Annotated in this window: 15 protein-coding genes; 6 read left to right on the top strand and 9 right to left on the bottom strand. The window is 75.0% G+C overall.

Annotated elements, in window-relative coordinates:
* Positions 1-10 precede the first annotated feature (10 nt).
* The 3 genes from NQU55_RS13350 to NQU55_RS13340 form a co-directional block, all read right to left on the bottom strand.
* Positions 11-1,687 (bottom strand): sigma-70 family RNA polymerase sigma factor, encoded by a 1,677-nt coding sequence (locus NQU55_RS13350; protein ID WP_168095610.1) that lies wholly within the window; start codon positions 1,685-1,687, stop codon positions 11-13.
* A gap of 130 nt (positions 1,688-1,817) precedes the next feature.
* Positions 1,818-3,362 carry a PH domain-containing protein gene (locus tag NQU55_RS13345; protein ID WP_256790599.1) on the bottom strand — a complete coding sequence of 515 codons (1,545 nt, stop codon included), beginning with the start codon at positions 3,360-3,362 and terminating at the stop codon, positions 1,818-1,820.
* Positions 3,359-3,904, bottom strand: coding sequence for a PH domain-containing protein (locus NQU55_RS13340; RefSeq protein ID WP_168095721.1), 546 nt, complete (start codon positions 3,902-3,904; stop codon positions 3,359-3,361). The genes NQU55_RS13345 and NQU55_RS13340 overlap by 4 nt, the downstream gene beginning before the upstream one ends.
* Before the next feature lie 84 nt (positions 3,905-3,988).
* On the opposite strand from NQU55_RS13340, the gene NQU55_RS13335 reads away from it, so the two are divergent.
* On the top strand, positions 3,989-4,588 hold the full coding sequence (locus tag NQU55_RS13335) for a TetR/AcrR family transcriptional regulator (RefSeq protein ID WP_168095720.1): 600 nt from the start codon (positions 3,989-3,991) through the stop codon (positions 4,586-4,588).
* A 383-nt stretch (positions 4,589-4,971) separates the two neighbouring features.
* Here NQU55_RS13335 and NQU55_RS13330 read toward each other — a convergent pair whose 3' ends face one another.
* From NQU55_RS13330 to iolC, 6 genes are all read right to left on the bottom strand, one after another.
* The gene (locus tag NQU55_RS13330; protein ID WP_168095719.1) at positions 4,972-7,068 is read right to left on the bottom strand and encodes an FUSC family protein; all 2,097 of its coding nucleotides are present in this window, start codon (positions 7,066-7,068) and stop codon (positions 4,972-4,974) included.
* A 49-nt stretch (positions 7,069-7,117) separates the two neighbouring features.
* Positions 7,118-8,611: a CoA-acylating methylmalonate-semialdehyde dehydrogenase gene (locus NQU55_RS13325; protein ID WP_256790598.1), complete on the bottom strand. Its 1,494-nt coding sequence runs from the start codon at positions 8,609-8,611 to the stop codon at positions 7,118-7,120.
* 19 nt (positions 8,612-8,630) lie between these two features.
* Complete coding sequence (gene iolD, locus NQU55_RS13320; RefSeq protein ID WP_168094843.1) at positions 8,631-10,544, bottom strand: 3D-(3,5/4)-trihydroxycyclohexane-1,2-dione acylhydrolase (decyclizing); 1,914 nt, start codon at positions 10,542-10,544, stop codon at positions 8,631-8,633.
* Entirely contained in the window at positions 10,541-11,401 is an 861-nt protein-coding gene (gene iolB, locus NQU55_RS13315) for a 5-deoxy-glucuronate isomerase (protein WP_168094844.1), read from the bottom strand. The genes iolD and iolB overlap by 4 nt, the downstream gene beginning before the upstream one ends.
* Positions 11,402-11,666: 265 nt before the next feature.
* Entirely contained in the window at positions 11,667-12,545 is an 879-nt protein-coding gene (locus NQU55_RS13310) for a Cgl0159 family (beta/alpha)8-fold protein (protein WP_168094845.1), read from the bottom strand.
* Positions 12,542-13,786, bottom strand: coding sequence for a 5-dehydro-2-deoxygluconokinase (gene iolC, locus NQU55_RS13305; protein ID WP_168094846.1), 1,245 nt, complete (start codon positions 13,784-13,786; stop codon positions 12,542-12,544). The genes NQU55_RS13310 and iolC overlap by 4 nt, the downstream gene beginning before the upstream one ends.
* A 192-nt stretch (positions 13,787-13,978) precedes the next feature.
* Here iolC and NQU55_RS13300 point away from each other — a divergent pair, with 192 nt between their 5' ends.
* From NQU55_RS13300 to NQU55_RS13280, 5 genes are all read left to right on the top strand, one after another.
* Positions 13,979-14,905, top strand: coding sequence for a sugar phosphate isomerase/epimerase family protein (locus tag NQU55_RS13300; protein ID WP_168094847.1), 927 nt, complete (start codon positions 13,979-13,981; stop codon positions 14,903-14,905).
* Positions 14,906-14,924: 19 nt separating this feature from the next.
* Complete coding sequence (locus tag NQU55_RS13295; RefSeq protein ID WP_168094848.1) at positions 14,925-15,944, top strand: Gfo/Idh/MocA family protein; 1,020 nt, start codon at positions 14,925-14,927, stop codon at positions 15,942-15,944.
* Between the two features lie 35 nt (positions 15,945-15,979).
* A complete protein-coding gene (locus tag NQU55_RS13290; RefSeq protein WP_256790597.1) occupies positions 15,980-17,017 on the top strand; it encodes a Gfo/Idh/MocA family protein in 1,038 nt (345 codons plus the stop codon).
* 188 nt (positions 17,018-17,205) lie between these two features.
* Complete coding sequence (locus NQU55_RS13285) at positions 17,206-17,412, top strand: helix-turn-helix transcriptional regulator (protein WP_168095331.1); 207 nt, start codon at positions 17,206-17,208, stop codon at positions 17,410-17,412.
* Between the two features lie 185 nt (positions 17,413-17,597).
* Positions 17,598-17,828, top strand: a complete 231-nt coding sequence (locus tag NQU55_RS13280) for a heavy-metal-associated domain-containing protein (protein WP_168095330.1) — start codon at positions 17,598-17,600, stop codon at positions 17,826-17,828.
* Positions 17,829-18,075: the final 247 nt, after the last annotated feature.

The raw sequence follows: 18,075 nt of genomic DNA, 5'->3' as shown, positions 1-18,075 counted from the left end.
CGTGAGCGGATCAGCGGGCGCCGAAGACCTGGGTCCAGCGCGGGCCGCCCGGGGCGTGGTTGACACCCACGCCGATCTCCTTGAAGGAGCAGTTGAGGATGTTCTTGCGGTGGCCGTCGCTCTTCATCCACGAGTCCATGACGGAGGACGCCGACTGCTGCCCGTAGGCGATGTTCTCGCCGTACGTGCTCCAGTTGTAGCCGGCGGCGGTGACGCGCTCGCCGGGGCCCTTGCCGTCGGGGTTGGTGTGGTCGAAGAAGCTGCGGGCGGCCATGTCGTCGGAGTGGCCCTGGGCCGCGGCGTCCAGCTTGCTGTTCTCGGTCAGGGGCGAGCAGCCGACCTTGGCGCGCTCGGCGTTGACCAGGGCGGTGACCTGCTGGCCGAGTCCGCCGCCGCCGGGGTTCGCGGCCTTGGGGGCGCGCTTGGCCGGGCTCGCGCTCTTCGCCTCGGGCGACGGCTTCGCGGAGGCGGACCGGCTCGGCTCCGCGGAGGGCGAGGCGGAGGACGAGGCGGACGCGGACGCGGACGGCTTGGCCGAAGCGGAGGCGGAGGCGCTCGCCGAGGCGGACGGGGAGGCGGCGGACGGCAGCACGGACGCGCCGGCGTCGAGGGCCTTCACCCGGTTCTGCGGCACCTGCCCGTCCTTGGCGGAGACGGACGTCTCCTCGGGGGAGTCGGTGAAGAGGTAGAGGCCGCCGAGGACGCCGCCCGTGAGGAGGGCGAGGGCGGCGGCGCCGGCCGCGGCCCGCTTGGCGGTGCGGGGGCGGCTCGCGCGGTGGCCCCCGTTGCCGTTGCCCGCGCGGCGGCGGGCCGCACGCGCGCCCGCGCGCGTGCCTTCGCCGGCACCGGCACCGGCCGGGGACGCCGCCGGGGACACGTGGGCCACCTGCTGCGTCTGCAGCACCGACCCGCCGCGCCACCAGCTCAGCAGACCGGCGCCCAGCGGCACCAGACCGAGGCCGACCAGCAGCCCCTCGGCGGGGACCAGGGCCGACGTCGCGCCGACGCAGCGGCCGCAGCCGCGCACGTGGCGGGCGACGCGCTTGCGCCACAGGGCGGAGGGGGCGCCGTCCCAGGAGGCGACGACCTCGCCGAGCTGGGAGCAGGCCGGCTGCGCGGCGAGGGCCCGGACGACGCCGCGGGCGGTGTCCAGCTGGGCCTTGGTGCGCTGGATGCGGACGGCGGCGTGCTGCGGGGTCATGTCCAGGGCGGCGGCGACCTCGGCGCGCGTCAGCTCGCCGGCGGCCTCCAGCCACCACAGGGACAGCACGGTCTGCTCGTCGTCGTCGAGCCAGCGCGTGGCCTCGGCGACCTCCTTGCGCTGCCCCTGCAGGCCGAGCCGGACGATGGTGATGTCGACGAAGTCCGCCTCCGGGTCGGGGACTTCGGCGACCTCCTGCAGGCCACTGACGGGAGTCTCCGGGCGCTCCCGCCAGTGGCTGCGTATCTGGTTCATGGTGATGGCGACGAGCCAGGACCGGAAGGCGGCGGCGTCGCGCAGCTCGCCGAGGCCGTTGATGACCCGGAGCATGGTCTCCTGGACCACGTCGTCGACGTCGGCGTGGCCGCCCAGGGCCCGGCCGACGATGTTGTAGACGAGTGGGAGGTACGCGGCGACGAGCTCGTCCTGTGCCGCCGTGTCCCCGGCTCGCGCCGCCTCGACCACGGCCACGCTCTGACTGTTCACGCTCCGCCACCCTTCTCCGGCATTCCGTTTCGGGAGTCGATCCGTTCGGTCCGACACATAGGAGATGCGGATGGGGCGCGACGATAACAAAAACTGCTCGGAAAACCTCAAGAGGACCGGACAAATCCCTCTATGTGCGGCTGCCGTTCGCCGCACTCCGGGGAGATTCCAGGAATTCGGTGAGAATTCCCGGAGTTGCCGCCTCCACGAAACTCACGGCAGTAGCGGCGGACATGTCCCGAATACGGTATCCGTCCTCTCCCGCGGCGACGGCGGCGGTCGCGGTGACGACGCCCGCCCGGCGGGAGAAGGGGCTGTCGGTGAAGGTCCACGCCAGCACGGCCGAGCGGTCCAGGGCCGTCGTCTCCCGGCCGAAGGTGCCGGACCGCACGAGGAGGAAGCGGCCCCGGAGGCCGTGGCCGAGCCCGCGGTAGGCGTCGCGCGCGAGCCCGTACGCGACGGGGGCGGCGAGCAGCACCCAGCCCGCCGCGCAGTACAGCAGGACGGGCGCGAGGAGCGCGCCCGGCACCGCCAGCGCGACGGCGGGCGGCAGCACGCCCCACGCGAACGCCCGCACGACGCGGCGGCGGAGCGCGGCCCGCGGGTGGGGGGCCAGCTCCGGCGCGCCGAGGGGCTCGCCCAGCACGCCGCCGCACACGCGCAGCGCCTCGCCGTACGAGGCGGGCGGCAGGACGACGCTGCGGCCGCGGTTCTCCTCCTTGGTGCCGAGGCCGCCCGCGACGGCCCGGACGCTCGCCCCGCCGCCCGCGCGCAGCAGGAGCGGCTCACGCAGCGTCACGCCGCGCAGGCGGGCCCGCTCGATGGAGACGGACCGCGTGGTGAACAGGCCGCGGCGCACGCGCAGGGTGGCCGTGTCGGTCCACTCCAGGCGGTAGTCCCACCACTGCTCGGCGTACAGCGCGACCGCGCCGACGGCACCGAGGACGGTGATCACGAGGAGGGCGAGCGGGATCGTCACCCACAGGAAGCTGTGGCCGAAGTCCTCGAAGGCGCGGCGGACGAAGCCGATGCGCCAGGGCTCGATGCCGATCCCGTCGAGGATCCGCCACACGCCGCCCGCGGCCGCGAAGACGCCGCCGACGACCCAGAACGTCAGCGGGGCGTAGCGCAGCCGGCGCGGGTCGGCGGTGGCGAGCACGGGGTCGTCGGCGCGGCCGGCGCCGGAGCGGGCGAGGAGTTCGGCGCGCAGCCGGACGGCCTCGGGGCGGGCGAGGGCCTCCAGGGAGATCTCGCCGCCGCTCCCCCCGCCGCCGGTGCCGGCGCGCAGCACGGCGAGGCCGAGGACGCGCTGGACGGCGTTGGCGGTGATGTCGACGTTGCGGACGCGGTGCAGGGGGATCGCGCGGACGCTGCGCGTGAACAGGCCCGTGCGGAGCTCGACGGCGTCGGCGGTGACGCGGTAGCGGGTGCGCCGCCAGGTGACGACACCGCTCGCGGTGATGGTGGCGAAGACGGCGCCGATCACGGCGAGCGTGATCCACGCGCGCGTGTCGAACCGGCCGCCGGTGGCAAGTGCGGTGAGGGCGAGCGAGCCGAGGGGCGCGCCCAGCCAGGTGCAGTGCACGGCGATCGTGCGGGGGTCGAGCGTGCGCCACTGATCGGGGTGCTGGTGGGAATGCCGCCGAGGGTGCCGGCCGGACAGCTGCTCGCTCATGCGGCGTCACCGTTCCCGGGCACGAGGCGGGCGGCGTCGGCGATGCGGGCGGCGATCCACTCGGCGGCCTCGTCGGAGACGCCGGTGATGCGGACGTCACCGGCCGTGGAGGCGGTGGTGACGGTGACCGTGGCGAGGCCGTAGCGGCTCTGGAGCGGGCCGCGGACGGTGTCGACGGTCTGGACGCGCGAGAGCGGGGCTATGCGGCGCTTGCGCAGGAGCCAGCCGCCCGAGGCGTAGACCGCGGCCTCCCCGACCTCCCAGGCGTGGACGCGGCAGCGCAGGCGCGGCATGGCCGTGACGTAGCCCGCGGCGGGCAGGACGAGGACGGCGAGGACGAGCGGGGCGAGCCACGGGAGGGCGCCGGGGAAGAACAGGAGGGAGTTCACGAGCAGGGCGGCCGCGACGAGCAGCAGGGGGCCGGTGACCGTCAGCAGCGCCTGCACGGTCCACCAGCGGCGGGCCCGCGGGTCCACGCCGTTGCGCGGTGGCCTGAGCCCGGGCTGCGTCTGCGCGTGTGCGCCGCGTCGGTGTCCTGTCATGGGGTGCCGCTCCTGTTTTCCAAGTCAGTTGTATGGCAATAAGCTATAGCAATACAAACGACTTGGAAAGATGAGGTGGTGGGCGTGCCCAAGCGCGTGGACCACGAGGAGCGCCGCCGGGCGATCGCGGAGGCCCTGTGGCGCATCGCGTGCGCGCGGGGGCTCGACGGCGCGAGCCTGCGCGACGTCGCCGCGGAGGCGGGGATCTCGCTGGGCCAGCTCCAGCACTACTTCTCCAGCAGGGACGAGCTGCTCGTCTTCGCCCTCAAGCACCTGGGCGGCCTGGCGGAGGAGCGCATCCGCAGACGCCTCACGGGCCTCTCCGCGCCGCCGTCGCCGCGGGACGTCCTGCGGGAGACGGTCACGGAGATGCTCCCCCTGGACGAGGAGAGCCGCACCGGGAACCTGGTCCAGATCGCCTACTTCGTCCGCGCCCTCCATGACGAACGCCTGCGCGGCCACGCCAAGGAGGGCGTCCCGGCCCTGAGGGCCTTTTTCGCGGACCAGGTCCGGGCGGGAATCGCCCGGGGCGAGGTGGCGGCGACCCGCGTGCCGGACGCGGAAGCGATGCTGCTGATCGCGCTGACGGACGGGCTGACGACGTATCTCCTGCTGGAGGTGTGCACACCGGAGGAGGCGAAGGGCTTGCTGGAGAGCCATCTGGAACGCCTGTTCACGCCGTGACCCGACCACCGGGCGGGCCCGGCACCGCCGGAATACGGCACGGGGGTTGATCGCCGTCGCGGCGGAGAAAAACGGCAGGACCGGCGGACCGCCCGGCCGTGACGGAGCCGCACGGCCGGGCCGGCCAGCAGGCGAAGGCCCGGCAGGCCGCGCCGAATCCCTCCGCCGCAACGGCGCTGCACCACGACGGCGGAGGCCGGCGGTGCCGAACCGGACGACCAGGCCTCCCGGCACCGCCGGGACGCGCCCGAACCGCGCCGGAACGCGCCGGGCGCACAAACCCCCCGCCGCAACGGCGATCCGCCACCGCGGCGCAGACCGGCGGTGCCACTCCGCGGGCGGCCGGGGTTTTCGGGGGCGCGCCGTGAACAAACGGCGCGGCCCTAGGGCCTGCGCGTGGCGCGGTTGCGGCCGCCCGGGCCCGGGGACAGGGCCGTCGCCAGTTCGTTCAGGGCGTCCAGGAGGAGTTCCGAGCCCCGTACGGCCACGCCCTCCTCGCCTTCTTCCTCACGCCACGCGGCGAGCGCCGCCCGAGGGGCCGTCCAGTCGAGGGGCTTGCGGTCGCGGACGGCCGCGGCGGCGGCCGGCAGGGCGTCGGCCACGGCGGCGGCGAACGAGGCCGCGCCCTTGGACGGTTCGGCGTCCTTCTCCGGCAGGTGGGCCTCCATCAGCAGCGTCGCCCGGCCCATCGTGGCCAGCGCCGACTCCGCGGCCCGTTCCGAGGTGCGCGAGAGCCCGCGGTGCCGCACGGGCTCGGTCAGGGCGCGGCCGGCCATCTCCTCCCAGGCGGTGCGGGCGGCGCGCGCGTCGAGCAGGGCCTCGCGCACGCGGCGCGGCTTGCGCTCCCCGGGTTCGGCGAACGCGCCCAGCACGGCGAGCGCGTAGTGCCCGTTGGCGGTGAGCCATTCGGCGAGCCGGTCCCGCAGCCGGGGCGTCTCCCAGGTGGGGAAGAGCGCGTAGGCGGCCATCGCCAGCAGCCCGCCGAGGAGGGTGAGGGCGACGCGCGCCTCGACGGTCTGCGACCAGCCCTCCCCGGCGATGCCGAGGAGGAAGACGACGTACGCGGTGATGCACGCGGACGTCACGCTGTAGCCGGTGCGCATCAGCAGGTACATCAGTCCGACGCACACGACCGACAGTCCGGCGCACACCCACGGCCCGGGGTGCGTGAGGGCCATCAGCACGCCGGCGACGGCCACGCCGACGACCGTCCCCGCGAACCGGGCGACGCCCCGCGAGTACGTCTGGCCGAAGTCGGGCCGCATCACCATCACGGAGGTCATGGGCGCCCAGTAGGCGTGCCCCCAGGGCAGGGCGGTGCCGGCGGCGTAGCCGGCGAGGACGACCGCGGCGCTCCGCACGGCGTGCCGCCCGACCGGTGACGACCAGCGCGCCTCGCGCCGCAGCGCCCGCAGCCCGACGGGCACGAGCCGGGGCACGGACGGCCGCAGCAGGTGCCGGTGTTCGGGGGCGCCGCGCGTCGTGGTGCGGCGCACGGGCTGGTCGGTGGCGTCGACCGCGTCGCCGAGCAGGGCCATCAGGCGCAGGGCGGAGCGGCGCGCGGCGCCGTGCAGGACCGGCCCGGTGGCGGGCACGGTGAGGACGGCGGTCGCCTCCTCGGGCAGTTTCACGGGCTTGCCCCACCGGATGGCGCGCGCGACGGCGTCCAGCACGGTCGCGGCCGCGCCCAGCAGGTCCCGCGCGCGGTCCCGTTCGGGCCCCTCGGCGGGGGCGCCGAGGACGGGGTCGGCGAGCGCGGCGAGGACGGGCCGCAGCCGTTCGGCGACGCCGCGCGGCCCGCCCAGCTGGCGGGGCCGGCTGCGGGCCTGGCGGGGGGTCAGTTCGGCGGCCTCGCGGGCGTCCATGAGCGGCTGGGGGTCGAAGCCGGCCTGCGGGTCGTGCCGGAGGCGGCGCGCGTAGTCCGCCTCGGCGGCGAGCGCGTCGGCGAGCGCGTCCCGCTGGACGCCCCAGGGGCGGACGGGCAGGAGCACGATGAGGGCCGCCTGGACGAGCCCGCCGACCGCGATCAGCCCGGCGTGGTGCAGCGCTCCCGTGACGGACGTCGGGAGCGTGACGGTGACGAGCATGACGGCGATCGTCTGCGTGGCGACCAGGCCGGAGACCGGCCCGACCGCCCAGGCCATGCCCGCGAGCAGTGTCCAGACGGTCAGCAGGGTGCCGAAGACGACGGGGTCGAAGGCGGCCACGTAGCCGAGGAAGGTGCTGACGGCGAGGCCGACCGCCACGGCGAGCGCCAGCACCGGTCGGGGCCGCCAGCTCCGCTGGAACGTCACCAGCCCGGCGGAGAACGCGCCGAACGCGGACGACACCGCGAGGGCCGGGGTCCCCAGCCACAGGGTGACCCCGACCACGATCGCGACACCGAGCGCGCCACGGGCGGCGACCACGGGCGTCAGCTTGGTGCGCTCGATCGTCAGCCCGTCGCGCGCGGCCTTCCGCAGCGCACTGGACCAGGTCATGGCCTGAGCTTACGTTCCGGACGATCGTGTTCCGTGCAGCGGGAGGTCCTCAGCGGTGGCTCGGGAAGCCCAGGTCGACGGCGCTGTCGGCCGGGTCGGGCCACCGGGTGGTGACGACCTTTCCGCGCGTGTAGAAGTGGACGCCGTCGTTTCCGTAGATGTGGTGGTCGCCGAAGAGGGAGTCCTTCCAGCCGCCGAAGGAGTGGTAGCCGACCGGCACCGGGATGGGCACGTTGATGCCGACCATCCCCGCCTCGACCTCCAGCTGGAAGCGGCGGGCCGCTCCGCCGTCCCGGGTGAAGACGGCCGTGCCGTTGCCCCACGGCGAGGAGTTGATGAGCGCCAGCCCCTCCTCGTAGGACTCCGCGCGCAGCACGCACAGCACCGGGCCGAAGATCTCGTCGCGGTAGGCGTCGGCCTCGACCGGGACCTTGTCGAGCAGGGAGAGGCCGATCCAGTGCCCGTTCTCGTAGCCCTCGACCGTGAAGCCGGTGCCGTCGAGGACGACCTCGGCGCCTTGGGCGGCCGCGCCGTGCACGTAGGAGGCGACCTTGTCGCGGTGGGCCTTGGTGATGAGCGGGCCCATCTCGGAGGCGGGGTCGTCGCCCGGCCCGATCTTGATCTTCGCGGCGCGCTCGCGGATCTTCTCCACCAGCTCGTCGCCGGCCGAGCCCACCGCGACGACCGCGGAGACGGCCATGCAGCGCTCGCCGGCCGAGCCGTACGCGGCGGAGACGGCGGCGTCGGCGGCCGCGTCGAGGTCGGCGTCGGGCAGCACCAGCATGTGGTTCTTGGCGCCGCCGAGGGCCTGGACGCGCTTGCCGTGCTCGCCGGCCACCCGGTGGATGTGGCGGGCGATGGGCGTGGAGCCCACGAAGGAGACGGCGGCGACGTCCGGGTGGGTCAGCAGCCGGTCGACGGCCTCCTTGTCGCCGTTGACGACGTTGAGGACGCCCTCGGGCAGCCCGGCCTCGGCGGCCAGCTGGGCCAGCAGGATCGCGGGCGAGGGGTCCTTCTCGCTGGGCTTGAGCACGAAGGTGTTGCCGCAGGCGATCGCCAGCGGGAACATCCACATCGGCACCATCGCCGGGAAGTTGAAGGGCGTGATGCCGGCGACGACGCCGAGCGGCTGGCGGATCGCCGCCACGTCCACGCCGCCGGACACCTGGGTCGACAGCTCGCCCTTGAGCTGCGTGGTGATGCCGCACGCCAGCTCGACGATCTCCAGGCCGCGGGCCACCTCGCCGAGGGCGTCGGAGTGCACCTTGCCGTGCTCGGCGGTGATCAGCTCGGCGAGCTCGGCGCGGTGGGCGTCCAGCAGCGCGCGGTAGCGGAAGAGGATCGCGGTGCGGGTGGCCAGGGAGGACGTGCCCCACGTCGCGAAGGCGGCCTTGGCGGCGGCGACGGCGGCGTCCACCTCCTCCGCCGAGGCGAAGGCGACCCGCGTCGTCCGCGCGCCCGTCGCCGGGTCGGTGACCGGCCCGTACGTGCCGGAGGTGCCCTCGACGGCCTTGCCGTCGATCCAGTGGTTGACGGTCTTCATCGGTCGGCCTCTCCTACGGTCAAAGATAGCGGCGGCGGGCGGCGGCGTGGCGCTCGTACTCCTCCCGGGCCCTGCGGGCCGCCGGGCGGGTCGCGGTCCCGGCGACAGGCACATCCCACCACGCCTGGGCAGGGGGCGCGCCCGGCACTGTGTCGGCTGTTTCGGTCTCCACATAGACACATGTGGGGCGCGTGGAAGCGCGCGCCTCGGCCAGCGCCTCCCGCAGCTCACCGGCCGTGCGGGCGCGCAGCACGTGCATGCCGAGCGAGGCGGCGTTGGCGGCCAGGTCCACGGGCAGCGGGTCGCCGGTGTACGTGCCGTCCGCGGCGCGGAAGCGGTAGGCGGTGCCGAAGCGCTCGCCGCCGACGGACTCGGACAGGCCGCCGATCGAGGCGTACCCGTGGTTCTGGATCAGCACCACCTTGACGGGGATCCCCTCCTGCACGGCGGTGACCAGCTCCGTCGGCATCATCAGGTACGTGCCGTCGCCGACGAGCGCCCACACCGGGCGGCCGGGCTCGGCCAGGGCGACGCCGATGGCCGCCGGGATCTCGTAGCCCATGCAGGAGTAGCCGTACTCGAGGTGGTACTGGCGGCGGGAGCGGGCGCGCCAGAGCTTGTGCAGGTCGCCGGGGAGGGAGCCGGCGGCGTTGACGACGACGTCGGTGGCGTCCACGACGGCGTCGAGGGCCCCGAGGACCTGGGCCTGGGTCGGGCGGGCGGCGGCGTCCCGCGCGGTGAACGCCCGGGTGACGAGCCGCTCCCAGGCCTGCTTGCCGGCCGTGTACTCCTTCTCGTACGCGTCCGGGACGCGGTGGCCGGCCAGGGCCTCCGTCAGCGCCTCCAGGCCGGCGCGGGCGTCCGCCACGAGCGGCAGCCCGGAGAGCTTGTGGGCGTCGAAGGAGGCGGCGTTGAGGTTGACGAAGCGCACGCCCGGGGCGGCGAAGAGGGTGTTCGAGGCGGTGGTGAAGTCGCTGTAGCGGGTGCCGGCGCCGATGACCAGGTCGGCCGTGCGGGCCAGGTCGTCGGCGACGGCCGTGCCGGTGTGGCCGATGCCGCCGACGTCCGCCGGGTGGGCGTGGTGCAGGGATCCCTTGCCGGCCTGGGTGGAGGCGACGGGGATGCCGGTCGCGTCGGCGAAGGCGCGCAGCGCGTCCTCGGCCTCGCTGTGGTGGACGCCGCCGCCGGCGATCAGCAGGGGGCGGCGGGCGGCCCGTACCGCCCGCACGGCCGCGGCCAGTTCGGCCGGGTCGGGGGCGGGACGGCGCACGGGCCAGACGCGCTCGGCGAAGAACTCCTCCGGCCAGTCGTACGCCTCGGCCTGCACGTCCTGCGGCAGGGCGAGGGTGACGGCGCCGGTCTCCACGGGGTCGGCGAGGACCCGTACGGCCTGCAGAGCGGCCGGAATGAGTGCCTCCGGACGGGTGATCCGGTCGAAGTACCGGGAGACCGGGCGCAGGCAGTCGTTGACGGACACGTCGCCCGCGCCGGGGTGTTCGAGCTGCTGCAGGACGGGGTCCGCGGGGCGGCCGGCGAACGTGTCGCCGGGCAGCAGCAGGACCGGGATGCGGTTGACCGTGGCCAGGGCGGCGCCGGTGACGAGGTTGGTGGCGCCCGGGCCGATCGAGGTGGTGACGGCGTGCGCGGAGAGCCGGTCGAGGTGGCGGGCGTAGCCGACGGCCGCGTGGACCATGGCCTGTTCGTTACGGCCCTGGTGGTACGGCATGGCGTCGCCGGACTCCAGCAGCGCCTGCCCGATCCCGGCGACGTTGCCGTGGCCGAAGATGCCCCAGCAGGCGGCGATCAGGCGCCGGCGGCGGCCGTCGCGCTCGGTGTACTGGCGGGAGAGGAACTCCACCAGGGCCTGGGCGACGGTGAGGCGGCGGGTGGCCGCCCGGTCGGCGGTCCGGTCGGCGTCGCGGTCGGTCGTCATCGGTTCCCTCCCGGGTGGAGCGGCAGCCTCGGGTCGACCGGCTGGTCCGGCCAGGTCGTACGGATCCAGGCGTGGTCGGGGTGGTCGCGGATGAGCCACTCGCGCTCCGCGCCGGGGCCGGCCATGACGTTGAGGTAGTACATGTCGTGGCCGGGCGCGGCCATGGAGGGGCCGTGCCAGCCGTCGGGGATGAGCACGACGTCGCCCGTGCGGACCTCGGCGAGGACGTCGGTGCCCTTGTCGCGCGAGGGCGACACGCGCTGGTAGCCGAGGCCGGGCGTGCCGGAGGGCCCGTCCGCGATCTCGAAGTAGTAGATCTCCTCCAGCTCGGACTCCTCGCCCGGGTGGTGCTCGTCGTGCTTGTGGGGCGGGTAGGAGGACCAGTTCCCGCCGGGGGTGAGGACCTCGACGGCGATGAGCTTGTCGCACGCGAAGACGCCCGCGGCGGCGAAGTTGTTGACCTGGCGCGAACAGCTGCCGGAGCCGCGCAGCTCGACGGGGACGGCCTCGGCGGGCCCGTAGCGGGCGGGCAGACGGCGTTCGCAGCGGGCCCCGGCGAGCGCGAAGCGGCCGCCGGCGGGGGTGGTGAGGGTGGCGGTGGTGTCGCGGGGGACGTAGGCGAAGTCGGTGACCGACGAGAAAGGGCTCGCGCGGCCGCGGAGTTCGAAGGCGTCGCCGTCACCGGTGGTGACGGCGCAGCCGCCGCGCAGGGGGAGCACGATCCACTCGCTGTCACCGGTGGGGAAGCTGTGGGCGCCGCCGGGGGGAAGGGTGAGGACGCGAAGGGCGGAGTGGGCCCAGCCGGCCTGCTCGGGGGTGACGTCCACGTCGTAGGGCGGGGTCGGGGGCGGAGTCATGGGGAGACCTCCTGACGAGGGCGGAGTCGAGGGCAAGCGCGCGGGGCCTGTCCCCCGGGAAACGGTGAATGGGGGCACCTCCCAGCGGTAGCTGGGGGAGGGACCGGGGCCTCTCCCCCGCCGCAGCGGCGGGCAACCCCCGCGAACCGGCCCGGCGGTGCCGGACCCACCCCGGCGACGGGCGGGGCGGGGCCTTCCCGACGGGCCGTCACCCGACCACGAACGCACCCCGGAGCACCCGGCCGCGCCGCGCGCAGCGCACCTGTCACAGCAACCCCACCGCCCTGTCCACCGCTCCCGCCACGTCCCCGTCCGCCGGGTAGAGGAGGGCCCGGCCCACGACGAGCCCCTGGACGGTCGGCAGGCGCAGCGCCGTCCGCCAGCGCTCGTACGCCGCGTCCGGGTCGTCCCCGACGTCGCCTCCGAGGAGCACGGCCGGCAGCGTCGACGTCTCCATCACCCGCGCCATGTCCGCGGGGTCGTCCGTGACCGGAACCTTGAGCCAGGTGTAGGCGGACGTGCCCCCGAGCCCCGAGGCGATGGCGATCGCCCTCGTGACGGCTTCGGCGCTCAGGTCGTTGACGACCTTGCCGCCGGTGCGCCGGGAGAGGAACGGTTCGACGAAGACCGGCAGCCGGCGCGCCGCCATCGCGTCGACGGCGCGGGCGGCGGCGTGCAGGGTCGTGAGCGAGCCGGGGTCGCCGGGGTCGATGCGCAGGAGCAGCTTGCCCGCGTCGAAGCCGAGCGCCGCGAGGTCCTCCGCGCGGGGTCCGGTGAAGCGGTCGTCCATCTCGAAGGCCGCGCCGGCCAGCCCGCCGCGGTTCATGGAGCCGATGACGACCTTGTTCTCCAGCGCGCCGAGCAGCAGCAGGTCGTCCAGGACGTCGGCGGAGGCGAGGACCCCGTCGACGCCGGGCCGGGACAGCGCGAGGCAGAGCCGCTCCAGCAGGTCGGGCCGGGCGGCCATGGCGAGGGGGCGGTCGCCGACGCCGAGGGCGCCGCGCGCGGGGTGGTCCGCCGCGATGATCATCAGTCGTCCGCTGTCACCGACGAGCGGCCGCCGGGCGCGCCGGGCGGCGGCTTCGGCGATGGCTTCGGGGTGCCGGCTGCGGATCCGGGCGAGCTCGGCGATCTGCACGCTCACGGGCGGGGGACCTCCGTACGGGGAGCGACGCCTTCCGCACCGGAAGGGCCGGCTCCGGGGCGGGACACACCGGGTCCGGGGCGGGACACACCGGGTCCGGGACCGGACGAGCCGGCCTCCGGGCCTGCGGCGCGAGAGGCGTCGGACTCGCCGGAGGCGCCGGAACGCCGGGAGCCGCCGTAAGCACCGGACGCGCCGGACCGGCCGACCCCGCCGGAAGCCACCGCACCCCCGCCCAGCAGCCCCTCGATCTCCTCCCCCGTCGGCATCGCCGCCGAGCACGACAGCCGCGTGGCCACCAGCGCCCCCGCCGCGTTGGCGTACGTCAGCGTCCGTTCGAGCGGCCAGCCGGCCAGCAGTCCGTGGCACAGGGCGCCGCCGAACGCGTCGCCCGCGCCGAGGCCGTTGACGACCTCCACCTTCACGGGCGGCACTTCCGCCCTCGTCCCGTCGCGGTGGACGGCGAGGACGCCCTCGGGTCCCCGTTTGACCACGGCGAGTTCGACGCCGGCGGCGAGCAGCGCCCGCGCGGCGGCGTGCGGTGCGCGCTCGCCGGTGGCGACCTCGCACTCGTCGGCGTTGCCGACGGCGACCGTGGCGTGGGCGAGGGCGGCGGCGTAGTGCGGCCGGGCGGCGGCCATGGCGGCGGGCCCCGTCCGCCCGCCCGCGCCCGAGGCGCCGCCCTCGCCGCCCCAGAACAGCGGCCGCCAGTCGAGGTCGAGGACGGTGACGTCGCGCCGCCCGCGCGCCGCGAGCGCGGCCAGCGTCGCGGCCCGGCTGGGCTCCTCGCACAGGCCGGTGCCGGTCGCCCAGAAGACGCGGGCGTCCCGGATCGCGCCGAGGTCGAGCTCGTGGGGGTGGATCTCCAGGTCGGGGGCCTTGGGGCGGCGGTAGAAGTAGAGGGGGAAGTCGTCCGGCGGGAAGACCTCGCAGAAGGTCAGGGGCGTGGGGTAGGCGGCGACGGGCGTCACCCACCGGTCGCAGACGCCGAAGTCGCGCAGCGCGTCGTGGAGGTAGTCGCCGAAGGGGTCGGCGCCGGTGCGGCTGATGAGCGCCGTGCGCCGGCCGAGCCGCGCCGCGGCGACGGCGACGTTCGCCGGGGAGCCGCCCAGGAACTTCCCGAAGGTCTCGGCCTTCGCCAGCGGCACGCCGGTCTGCAGGGGGTAGAGGTCCACGCCGACCCGGCCCATGGTGATCAGGTCGAACGGGGTGGGGGACGTACGCGGACTCGGCTGGCTCATCGGCGCCCTTCCTGACGATTCGGCTCAGGTCTAGCCGGGTCCGCCGGACCCTGTCAAGGATTTGTCCTTACATATAGACGTGAACGGAACGTGCCTTGACGTTACGTCCGTATGTCCGGACGAAGCCTTGACACTCCCCCGCGCCCGCTAGGAAGCTACGGGCAATTCCGCCCTCGCCCGAGGAGAGCCACCATGCCCGCTCCCCACGCGACGCCCCCCGCCGCCGACCGCCGCCGCATCCGGGTCGGTTCCGCCCCCGACTCGTGGGGCGTCTGGTTCGCCGACGATCCCGCGCAGCTGCCGTGGGAGCGGTTCCTCGACGAGGTCGCCGAGGCGGGCTACGAGTGGATCGAACTGGGCCCGTACGGCTATCTGCCGACCGACGCCGCCCGCCTGCGCGACGAGACGCAGCGGCGCGGCCTCACGGTCTCCGCCGGCACGGTCTTCACCGCGCTGCACCGCGGGCCGGCCGCCTGGGAGGCGACCTGGGAGCACGTCGCCCCGGTCGCGGAGCTCACCGCCGCGACGGGCGCCCGCCACCTGGTCGTCATCCCCTCCTTCTGGCGCGACGACAGGACCGCGGAGATCGTCGAGGACCCGGAGCTGAGCGCGGAGCAGTGGCGCCATCTCGCCGCCGGCACGGAGCGGCTCGCCCGCGAGGTCCGCGAGCGCTACGGGCTCGGCATCGTCGTCCACCCGCACGCCGACACCCACATCGACAGCGAGGCGCACGTCGAGCGCTTCCTGGACGCCACGGACGCCTCGCTGGTCAGCCTCTGCCTGGACACCGGGCACTACGCGTACTGCGGCGGGGACAGCGTCCGGCTCATCGAGACGTACGGGGAGCGGATCGGCTACCTCCACCTCAAGCAGGTCGACCCGGAGGTCCTCGCGGACGTCCTCGCCAAGGGGACGGCCTTCGGGCCCGCCGTGCGACAGGGCGTCATGTGCGAGCCGCCACGGGGGATTCCCGCGCTGGAACCGGTCATCGACGCGGCCTCCCGGCTGGACGCGGACCTGTTCGCCATCGTGGAACAGGACATGTACCCGTGCCCGCCGGACCGCCCGCTGCCGATCGCGCGGCGCACGCGGGGGTTCCTGCGCGGCTGCGGCGTCTGAGACGAGGAAAGTGGGACGCATGAAGCACGAAGGCACCCTCGGCGTCGCCGTCATCGGCACGGGGCGGATGGGGTCCGACCACGTCCGGCGCATCGACGAGGTCATCAGCGGGGCCCGGGTGGCCGCGGTCATAGACGTCGACGGCGAACGCGCGGAGAAGGCGGCGGCGGGCATCCCCGGATGCGCGGCCCACACCGACGCCGCCGCGGCGATGGACGCGCCCGGCGTCGACGCCGTGCTCATCGCCTCGCCCGGGCCCGCGCACGAGGCGGCCCTGTTGGACGCCCTCGCGCGCGACCTGCCCGTGCTGTGCGAGAAGCCCCTCACACCCGATCCGGCGTCCGCGCTGCGGGTGCTGGACGCCGAGGTCCGGCTCGGCCACCGGCGGGTGCAGGTGGGCTTCATGCGGCGCTACGACGCGGAGTACGTGCAGCTCAAGGCGCTGCTCGACGGCGGGGCGCTCGGACGGACGCTGATGCTGCACTGCCGGCACCGCAACGTGGCCACGCCGCCCGGCTTCACCGAGGCGATGATGATCAACGACTCGGTGGTGCACGAGATCGATGCCACGCGATGGCTCCTGGGGCAGGAGATCACGGCGGTGAGCGTGGTGAAACCGGCCCCCTCGTCCGCCGCGCCGGACGCCCTGAGCGACCCCCAGCTGGTCATCCTGGAGGCGTCCGGCGGAGCCGTCGCCGACGTCGAGATCTTCGTCAACTGCGGCTTCGGCTACCAGGTGCAGTGCGAGGCCGTGGCCGAGCGCGGCAGCGCACGGCTCGGCGACGCGCACGGGCTGTACGTGAACGCGGCCGGCCGGTGGGGCGGCGTCGTCGCCCAGGACTACGTGGACCGCTTCCGCGACGCGTACGACCGCGAGGTCCAGCACTGGGTCGACGCCACGCGGCGCGGCGCGACGGAGGGGCCGAGCGCGTGGGACGGCTACGCGGCGGCGGCGGTCTGCGAAGCGGGCGTCCGGGCCCAGTCGTCGGGCACCCGCACGGAGGTCGCCCTGGCGGCGCGCCCGCCGTTGTACGCCTGACGCGGCGCGGGCCAGGCTACAGGACGGAGTCAGTCATGCGGATCGGAGTCGTCGGGGCCGGGCGGATCGGGGCGCATCACGCGGCCGTGGTCAAGGCGCTCGACGGGGTCGGGCAGGTCGTCGTCGCGGACGCCGACCACGAGCGGGCCGCCGCGGTCGCCGAGCGTGTCGGCGCCCGTGCCGCGCCCTCCCCCGAGGCCGTGTTCGACGGCCGCGTGGACGCGGTCGTGATCGCGGCGACCACCTCCGCCCACCCCGGCCTGATCGCGCGCGCGGCCCGCGCCGGGCTGCCCGCGTTCTGCGAGAAGCCGGTCGCCCTCGACGTCCCCGGGACGCTGCGCGCGCTGCGCGAGGCCGACGCCGCGGGGACGCTGCTGCAGCTGGGGTTCCAGCGGCGCTTCGACGCCGGTTTCCGCGCCGCGCGCGAGGCGCTGCGCACGGGGCGGCTCGGCCGCGTGCACACCATCCGCGCCGTCACGTCCGACCCCGCGCCCCCGCCGCCGGAGTTCCTGGCCCGCTCGGGCGGGCTGATCCGCGACTGCCTGGTGCACGACTTCGACGCGGTGCGCTGGCTGACGGGCCGGGAGGTGACGGAGGTGTACGCGCGGGGCGCGACCGGCGGCGCGGGCGCGGCGGCCTTCCGCGCGGCCGGGGACGTGGACACGGCCGCCGCCCTGCTCACCCTGGACGACGGCACCCTGGTGACGGCGACGGCGACCCGCTGCAACGGCGCGGGCTACGACGTGCGGACGGAGCTGTCCGGGGAGCTCGACCAGTGGGTCGTCGGCCTGGACGCCCGGACGCCCGCGACGTCGGCCGAGCCGTCCGGCCCGCCCCCTCCAGCCCGTCCCTGGACCGGCTTCCTGGAGCGCTTCGGCGCCGCGTACCGCGCCGAGCTGGCCGCCTTCGTGCGGGCGGCCCGCGGCGAGGGACCCAACCCCTGCCCGGCCCGCGAGGGCCTGTACGCCCTGCTGGTGGCGGAGGCGTGCGAGACGTCCCGCCGGGAGAACCGGCCGGTCCGCCCGGCCGTCCCCCCGGAATCCGGCCCCGCGGAATCCGGCCCCACGGGCTGATCCGGGGTCATGCGTGCGTCACAGGCGTCACGTTCCCGCCGCCCTTCCGTCACAGCCGTACGACAGCGCCTCATCGACGGTCACTCTGCGTCGTTCACGGGACAACAGTCGTGGTGATCGACAAGGCCGCGCCGCAGCTCCCCCGACGGATCCCCCTCCGTCGCTGCGGCGCAGCGGAGAGGCGCGAGATGACTGACCGTCGACTCTGGTCCTACAAGGAGATCGCAGCGCACATCGGGGTACAGACCGATACCGTGCGGACCTACCGGAAGCACGGGCTACTGCCCAAGCCCGACCTGACCGAGGGCGGCAAGCCCTACTGGTTCGCGGACACCGTCCGCGCCTGGGTGGCCTCCCGCCCGGGCAACCGTTCCCGGCGCGACAGCGGGAACTGACCCTCCACCCGTCCACCCTTCCGGCCCCGGACCGCACGCGCGGTCCGGGGCCCCGTCGTTGGACCGCCGGGCGCGCAACCCCGGGGCACGGATGTCCGGTTCACCCCCACAGGAATACCCCCAGGGGGTAAGGTGTTCCCACTGGTGCACGGCACCACGACCAACCCCTTCCGAGGAGAACCGTCATGAGCTCCCAGACCACCGACTCCGTCACCGTCTACCGCGTGACCGGCATGACCTGCGGCCACTGCGAGTCCGCGGTGACGGAGGAGATCTCCGCCCTGCCCGGCGTGGTGTCCGTCAAGGCCGTGGCCGCCGCCGGCCAGGTCACCGTGACCTCCGCGGCCCCCCTGGACGACGAGGCCGTCCGCGCGGCGGTGGACGAGGCGGGTTACGAGCTCGTCGGCCGCGACTGACACCTCACCCACGGCGGCCGCGGAACCCCACGCGGCCGCATAAGTGACACAACACCCACACACTTGCCCTCTTGCCCGACTGCGCCCGTTATGGCAGGAGACCTAGATCACAGCAATCCCAACGTAACCATTGCGGGGGGTCGAGGGTCTAACCAGGCAGTGCTGGATCGTCTTGGGGGACGGTACCGGCCACGCGTGGCCGGGGCACGTACCCGGGGAGCTTTGAGCGGCCCTCCCGTACGTACGC

The organism is Streptomyces telluris (assembly GCF_024519335.1).
GTDB lineage: Bacteria > Actinomycetota > Actinomycetes > Streptomycetales > Streptomycetaceae > Streptomyces > Streptomyces telluris.
Note: the sequence above shows the minus strand (reverse complement) of the source record. Positions and strands in the feature narration are given on the sequence as shown.

Bases quoted from the DNA above. Each gene is read 5' to 3' on its own strand.
- NQU55_RS13345 (WP_256790599.1), bottom strand. From the start codon at position 3,362: ATGAGCGAGCAGCTGTCCGGCCGGCACCCTCGGCGGCATTCCCACCAG.
- NQU55_RS13340 (WP_168095721.1), bottom strand. From the start codon at position 3,904: ATGACAGGACACCGACGCGGCGCACACGCGCAGACGCAGCCCGGGCTC.
- NQU55_RS13280 (WP_168095330.1), top strand. From the start codon at position 17,598: ATGAGCTCCCAGACCACCGACTCCGTCACCGTCTACCGCGTGACCGGC.
- NQU55_RS13300 (WP_168094847.1), top strand. From the start codon at position 13,979: ATGCCCGCTCCCCACGCGACGCCCCCCGCCGCCGACCGCCGCCGCATC.
- NQU55_RS13290 (WP_256790597.1), top strand. From the start codon at position 15,980: ATGCGGATCGGAGTCGTCGGGGCCGGGCGGATCGGGGCGCATCACGCG.
- iolC (WP_168094846.1), bottom strand. From the start codon at position 13,786: ATGAGCCAGCCGAGTCCGCGTACGTCCCCCACCCCGTTCGACCTGATC.
- NQU55_RS13285 (WP_168095331.1), top strand. From the start codon at position 17,206: ATGACTGACCGTCGACTCTGGTCCTACAAGGAGATCGCAGCGCACATC.
- NQU55_RS13325 (WP_256790598.1), bottom strand. From the start codon at position 8,611: ATGAAGACCGTCAACCACTGGATCGACGGCAAGGCCGTCGAGGGCACC.
- NQU55_RS13295 (WP_168094848.1), top strand. From the start codon at position 14,925: ATGAAGCACGAAGGCACCCTCGGCGTCGCCGTCATCGGCACGGGGCGG.
- NQU55_RS13330 (WP_168095719.1), bottom strand. From the start codon at position 7,068: ATGACCTGGTCCAGTGCGCTGCGGAAGGCCGCGCGCGACGGGCTGACG.
- iolB (WP_168094844.1), bottom strand. From the start codon at position 11,401: ATGACTCCGCCCCCGACCCCGCCCTACGACGTGGACGTCACCCCCGAG.
- iolD (WP_168094843.1), bottom strand. From the start codon at position 10,544: ATGACGACCGACCGCGACGCCGACCGGACCGCCGACCGGGCGGCCACC.